This is a genomic window from Clostridium porci (assembly GCF_009696375.1).
Lineage (GTDB): Bacteria > Bacillota > Clostridia > Lachnospirales > Lachnospiraceae > Enterocloster > Enterocloster porci.
On the sequence record NZ_VUMD01000012.1, the window covers coordinates 137,154 to 143,306 of the forward strand.

The window sequence follows — 6,153 nt, forward strand, 5'->3', positions numbered from 1 at the left end:
ATCGGAGGAATTTAAATTGAAAAAATTGATTATTGTCTGTGAGGAAAAATACAGAGTGTACGGAGATTATCTTGCTCAGCTTATCAGCTTGGAAGATGATATGGAAGAAGAAATAGTGGGCGTTAAGGATGGAGAAGTTGCTGCTCAGGTATGGCTTGAAAAAGATTATAAAGCAAATGCCGCACAGCTCTCATCTAATCAGTACATACTCTTTATTGGTCACGATAAACTTATTAAAGAAAAAAGTAGCCATATGAAGGTCATCTTTTCACAGTATGGAATGGCATACGGTTGGCTTGGTAAGCAGGCAGTTTTATGTGTCGATAAAGTTGTTTCCGCAAAAGAGTACAATGACTTTATTACATTTGCATTATCTTATCAGGATAACTTGGAAAAACTGATTGAAGAAAAAACCATAAAACAAAAAAATATCGGAACAGGTGCAAAGGCAGCAGGTGTTGGAGCGTTGGCTGTTGTTGGAGGAGCATTAGCTGTTGCTCCGTTAGCAGGAGTAGATATTTTCAAAAAACTCACATTGAATAAGAAGATTGAGGAGCAACAGTACAGCTGTGCTGTTATGAAGTTCTATCTTGACTCGCTTGAGGAGTTTTTGGGACTGTAAGCAGATTGGAGGTTGAAGCTGAATGGTTGGATTTGAAGAAGGCTATAAGTTCTTTACAGACAATTCGGCTGCCATTGTTGGAGCTGAATTGTCTAATTCCTATGTTGGAACAGTAGATAAAGAAATTAAAAAGCTAATAGATGACCTTAACGCTTTTGAGAAATTTAAGACTTCTCCCAAAATGCTTAAGGGAGATATAGCAGAATTTTGGCATTCTGATACATTTAATATTAAGGCGGCACTTGAGAGGTCTGACCATAGAGCGTTTGTTGATAGAAGTCATGATTTTGCTTCAACAGATGTTTCTACAAATTTTGGTCATAAATATGGTTTGAAATTTTATGGAGATGGTCAAGCGAGCGCAAAGGCGCAGTCAATCAGCGTTTTTCAGAGATTTAAGGAATATCAAAATTCCGGTGGCAAGGATGGAATAGAAAAATTCCTTGCAGATAGAGGATTTGATGATGTTGATACCGTTCTGAATGACCCCATTTATTCAGGACAAATCAGAGTAATTCCTCGTGACCAGTTAGAGGAAGCAACAAAATGGTTAAATCGTATGATACAAACGGAACAGGCTCGCCGTCCTGAACAGGTACACCATTATCAAGAAACACTTGATTTACTTAGTGATAGACTGAAAGATAATGAGGGAGTAGAGTCTATTCCCCTTTCCAAGAATGAAGCCGAAGAACTTGCGACACTTGCAAAACAAGGCGAAGTCAATGCTGAAGATTTAGGATTGACTACGGAAGAACTCATAAAGTTTGACCATATTATGCAGCAAGCGTTTAAGGCAGGTCTTACAGCAGCTACTATCTCTGTAATGCTTAAAGTTGCACCGGAAATATATAAAGCCATTTCTTATCTTATAAAAAGCGGTGAAATTGACAGCAAGCAATTCAAGAAAATAGGATTTGCAGCGGTATCCGGCGGAGCAGAGGGATTTATAAGAGGAACAGTATCATCAGCCTTGACAACTTGTTGCAAAGCAGGCATATTAGGCGAAACATTGAAATCTGTTGACCCTACTGTGATTGGTGTGGTTACTGTTCTAACTATGAATGTTGTGAAGAACGCATATTATGTTGTGGCTGGTAAAAAGACAAGCCATCAGCTCGCCGGAGAGTTGGTTAGAGATATGTATTTATCCACCTGTTCGCTGATAAGTGGAAGTATTACTCAAGCATTCATTGAAGTGCCGATTTTAGGTTATCTTATCGGCAGTTTTATCGGTTCGGTCGTAGGCTCTTTCACATACGATATAGGACAAAAAGCTATCGTTGCATTTTGTGTGGACTCCGGATTTACAATGTTTGGTCTTGTAGAACAGGATTATAAACTGCCAAAGAATATTTTAGAAGAAATAGGAGTTGAAACTTTTGATTATGAAACTTTTGACGTCGACAGCTTTGAAGTAGATACATTTGAGTCGGAAACATTTAATCCCGACACCTTTGAACCGGACACGCTTGATATTACATTCCTCCGCAGAGGGGTAATAGGTGTGTCAAAAGTTGGATATTTAGATTAGAGAAAATTATGCCAAGTATTTGGTTATATGAAGAGGAAGAATAGAGAATAAAAACAGAGATTTTACAAAGAAGAACCAACAGATTGCATATGTTTGCAGATTATCCGTATAAACTGACACTGGAACAGAAAAAGAATTGATGAACACGAATATACCGTTGTTATGACGGACAAGACAGTAATATCAATAGAACAGATAAACGAGATTGACAGTGAAATTTTTGGCATCTTGGATATATGAATAGATAATCGGAAGGAATATAGAATGGAAGTAAAACCGAGAATTTTATATATAAAGAAAATCTTAGAGGAAAGAACCGATGAGGAACATACTCTAAGCACGAATCAGATATTGGATATTTTGAAAAATGAATATGATATATCGGCACATCGGGTAACGCTCACCAAGGACATTGCCGCATTGCAGGAATTTGGAATGGATATTGTGGTTATCCATTCTACGCAGAGTAAGTATTTTGTGGCAAGCCGACAGTTTGAATTGCCGGAGCTAAAGTTGCTGATTGATGCAGTTGAGTCCTCAAGGTTTATCACCGCAAAGAAAAGCAATGCCTTGATTGAAAAGATACATACAATGACCAGTGAGGGTCAGGTTGCAAAACTTAAACGAAACAACTATGTGGTAAACAGAATAAAGCCGGATAATGAACAAATATATTATATTATCGACGCAATCAACGACGCCATCAATACGGGGAAGCAGATTTCTTTCCAGTATTATGATTACACCGGACTTAAGAAGAAAGAGCTGAAAAACAAAGGCGAGATATATAAACTCAGTCCGTATAAGCTCCTATGGAGTGGCGATTACTATTATGTTATCGGTTATTCCGAGAAAAAAGAAAAGGTTATCAATTTCAGAGTAGACCGCATTGCTGCCACACCGGAGATACTGGATAAAGATGTCTTGCCAATGCCCACTGATTTTGATATTGAGAACTTTACAAAAGAAGTATTCTTTATGTTCTCCGGCGAAAAGGTTGTAGTAGACTTGCGGTGTGATAACAGTCTGATGAAAACAATGGTTGACCGTTTCGGAGAAGAAGTAACCACGCTTGCCTATGATATGACTTCTTTTAGGATACAGACCGAAGTATCGGCAAGTCCTACATTCTTCGGCTGGCTGTTTGGATTTGACGGTAAGGTGCAGATACTTGCACCGGAGAGCTTGAAGGAACAGTATAAGAATATGCTTCGGAAGTCGATGGAGTTAAATGGAGTGCTAGGTGATGAATAATCTTTTTATTCAGGGAGTGGAGATTGATTGGAATAAAATTGAGAGAAGAAGTTATTTAAGGTCGATTGAGGCTATAAAAGGAGTGAAAAGGCTGACTTTTAGCAAGCCTATTACATTTTTTGCTGGAGAAAATGGAAGTGGAAAATCTACATTTTTGGAGGCTATTGCAATAGTGTATGGATTTAATCCTGAAGGCGGTACAAAAAATTATAGCTTTTCTACTTATGACTCGCATTCGGAACTATGTGAAGCAATGCGAATTGGCAGAGGGTATCGCAAAGCGAAATGGGGATATTTTTTTCGGGCGGAAAGTTTCTATAATGTAGCTACTATGGAAGAAGAATATGCTGACTTTGAACACCCATCAGAAAAGTATCATGAGAAATCACACGGAGAAAGTTTTCTTGCAATCGTACAGAGTCAGCTAAAGGAAGATGGAGTTTATATTTTCGATGAGCCTGAAGCAGCTTTGTCGCCACAAGGACAACTGACGCTATTGCTTGAAATCTACGAATGTGCGAAAAAAGGTTCTCAATTTTTTATTGTAACGCATTCTCCGATTTTGTTAGGACTTCCGGACGCAGAGATACTGACATTTGATGAGGGGAAGATTCATACTTGCTCGTATGAAGATACAGATAGTTACCAAGTAACGGAAATGTTTATCAATAATAGAAAACAACTGTTAAGCAGATTGCTGAAGGATTAGAATAGACAAAGAAAGAGGTATCGTATATGAATAAAGACCCATTTAAGGAATATCTGCGGGAGTCTGAGCCGGATAAAGTCAACAAGGGTTATGCGTGGAGTACAGCAATCGGACTTCAGGCTGTGGACGGACTAAAACCCTCTCAATATTTGATAGATACAGCCATCCAAAATATTGAGGGTAAAATCACGATAAAAGAAGCACAAAATCTCATAGACAACTACTATGAGGAAAGACCGGTACATTTATCAGATGACGAGCGTACAGAAGAAGCGGATAAGGTATCTTCCCGTATTGCACAGATACTTTCGGAAACAGCGTTTTCGTTTTCACCGAATGAGTATATCTCTATTCACCGAAAACTATTTCAGGGTATCTATAAACACGCCGGAAAGATAAGAGATTACAATATTACGAAAAAAGAATGGGCGCTTGATGGAGCGACCGTCCTCTATGGCAGCGCTTCAGAACTGAAAGCAACCCTTGAATATGATTTTTCTCAGGAAAAAGACTTTAGCTACAAGGGACTTTCGATGGAGGAAATCATTCATCACCTTGCAGTCTTTGTTTCGAGATTATGGCAAATCCATATCTTTGGAGAAGGCAATACGAGAACGACGGCAGTATTCTTTATCAAGTATTTGAGAACCCTTGGCTTTTCTGCCACAAATGATATTTTTGCGGAAAATGCTTGGTATTTCAGAAATGCACTTGTCAGAGCGAATTATACCAACCTACAAAAAGGCATTCACGAAACAACCGAATATTTGGAAGTGTTTTTAAGAAACTTTCTTTTGAATGAGAAAAATGAGCTGCATAATCGCAATCTGCATATAAGTGGACTTTGGAACGATGAAAAAGTAGACATTGAAGAAACAAAAGTGGACATTGAAACTGAAAAAGTGGATATTGGAAATGTGCTTGCCGAAAAAGGACAGGATTTCTCAGCCAAAACGACAGTTCATATCCATAGGCTCTCTGAAAAATTTGGCTATGATAAAATCTTTGGAAGAAGCGCTGTTATGGAACTTCTTGAACTAAAGGCTTCCGGTGCTTCCAAGCTGATTTCCAATTTGGTAGAGGCAGATGTGATTGAAGCGGTATCGGGTTATGGAAAAGGGAAGTACAGATTTAAGAAGTAAGGATGAATGACAGGAAATTCAACTTTTAACATTAGCAAAGTTAAAATGAAAAAGTTAAGTTAAAAAGGAGCGTTGGCTATGGAGAATAAAGTGATGAATATCGGACAAAATAGCATTATGAATAATTTTGTGAAAACCGATGACATCTTAAAAGATATGTGTGGAATTATTGAGTCCTCACAGAAGGCTGCGTATCAGGCAGTTAATACGACGCTGGTTCAGAGAAACTGGATGATAGGATACCGAATTGCAGAAGAAGAATTCGGTGGAGAAGAACGCTCTGAATACGGACTTGAAGTCATAAAGAAACTTTCAAAAGATTTGACGAACCGGTATGGTAAGGGTTATGACAGAAGTAACTTTTATCATTGCTTGCGGTTTTATAAAAACTTTCCTGAGATTGTCGACACAATGTGTAGACAATCCGGAAATCTCTTGTCGTGGTCACATTATAGAGCATTATTACAAGTTGAAGATAAAGCAGCTCGTGATTGGTACGAAAAGGAAGCTGCTGAACAGACTTGGAGTGTCCGCACTTTGCAGAGGAATATTTCCTCTCAGTATTATTACCGTATGTTAAAGACGCAGAAGCAGGAACTTGTAGAAAGCGAAATGAAAGAGCTGACAGCGCCGTATCAAAATGATAAGCTGAATTGTGTACGTGAAAGATTTTCTGTAAATAATGTTTTATAAGGTCTTCTATGGTAAAATAAAAATCATAGGAGGCCTTTTATTATGGCAAGAGAAAAGAAACCCGTACACAAGGTACAAATGACAGATGGGAAAAGGAACATCATCCAGCAGCTCCTTCAGGAGTATGATATCCAGTCCGCAGAGGATATTCAGGATGCTCTCAAGGATCTGCTTGGCGGCACAATCAAAGAGATGATGG

The 6,153-nt window shown here is 38.5% G+C and carries 6 protein-coding genes and 1 pseudogene; all 7 read left to right on the forward strand.

Annotation, left to right across the window (positions count from 1 at the left end):
* The first annotated feature begins 16 nt into the window (after positions 1-16).
* On the forward strand, positions 17-622 hold the full coding sequence (locus FYJ39_RS13980) for a hypothetical protein (protein WP_154473076.1): 606 nt from the start codon (positions 17-19) through the stop codon (positions 620-622).
* A 22-nt stretch (positions 623-644) separates the two neighbouring features.
* A complete protein-coding gene (locus FYJ39_RS13985) occupies positions 645-2,156 on the forward strand; it encodes a hypothetical protein (RefSeq protein WP_154473077.1) in 1,512 nt (503 codons plus the stop codon).
* A gap of 264 nt (positions 2,157-2,420) precedes the next feature.
* Complete coding sequence (locus tag FYJ39_RS13990) at positions 2,421-3,410, forward strand: helix-turn-helix transcriptional regulator (RefSeq protein ID WP_154473078.1); 990 nt, start codon at positions 2,421-2,423, stop codon at positions 3,408-3,410.
* Positions 3,403-4,119 carry an AAA family ATPase gene (locus FYJ39_RS13995; RefSeq protein WP_154473079.1) on the forward strand — a complete coding sequence of 239 codons (717 nt, stop codon included), beginning with the start codon at positions 3,403-3,405 and terminating at the stop codon, positions 4,117-4,119. The genes FYJ39_RS13990 and FYJ39_RS13995 overlap by 8 nt, the downstream gene beginning before the upstream one ends.
* A 26-nt stretch (positions 4,120-4,145) precedes the next feature.
* Positions 4,146-5,261 carry a Fic family protein gene (locus FYJ39_RS14000; RefSeq protein WP_154473080.1) on the forward strand — a complete coding sequence of 372 codons (1,116 nt, stop codon included), beginning with the start codon at positions 4,146-4,148 and terminating at the stop codon, positions 5,259-5,261.
* Positions 5,262-5,339: 78 nt separating this feature from the next.
* Positions 5,340-5,954: a DUF1016 N-terminal domain-containing protein gene (locus tag FYJ39_RS14005; protein ID WP_154473081.1), complete on the forward strand. Its 615-nt coding sequence runs from the start codon at positions 5,340-5,342 to the stop codon at positions 5,952-5,954.
* 42 nt (positions 5,955-5,996) lie between these two features.
* Positions 5,997-6,153, forward strand: a pseudogene (locus FYJ39_RS14010) (IS256 family transposase); the annotation flags it as partial.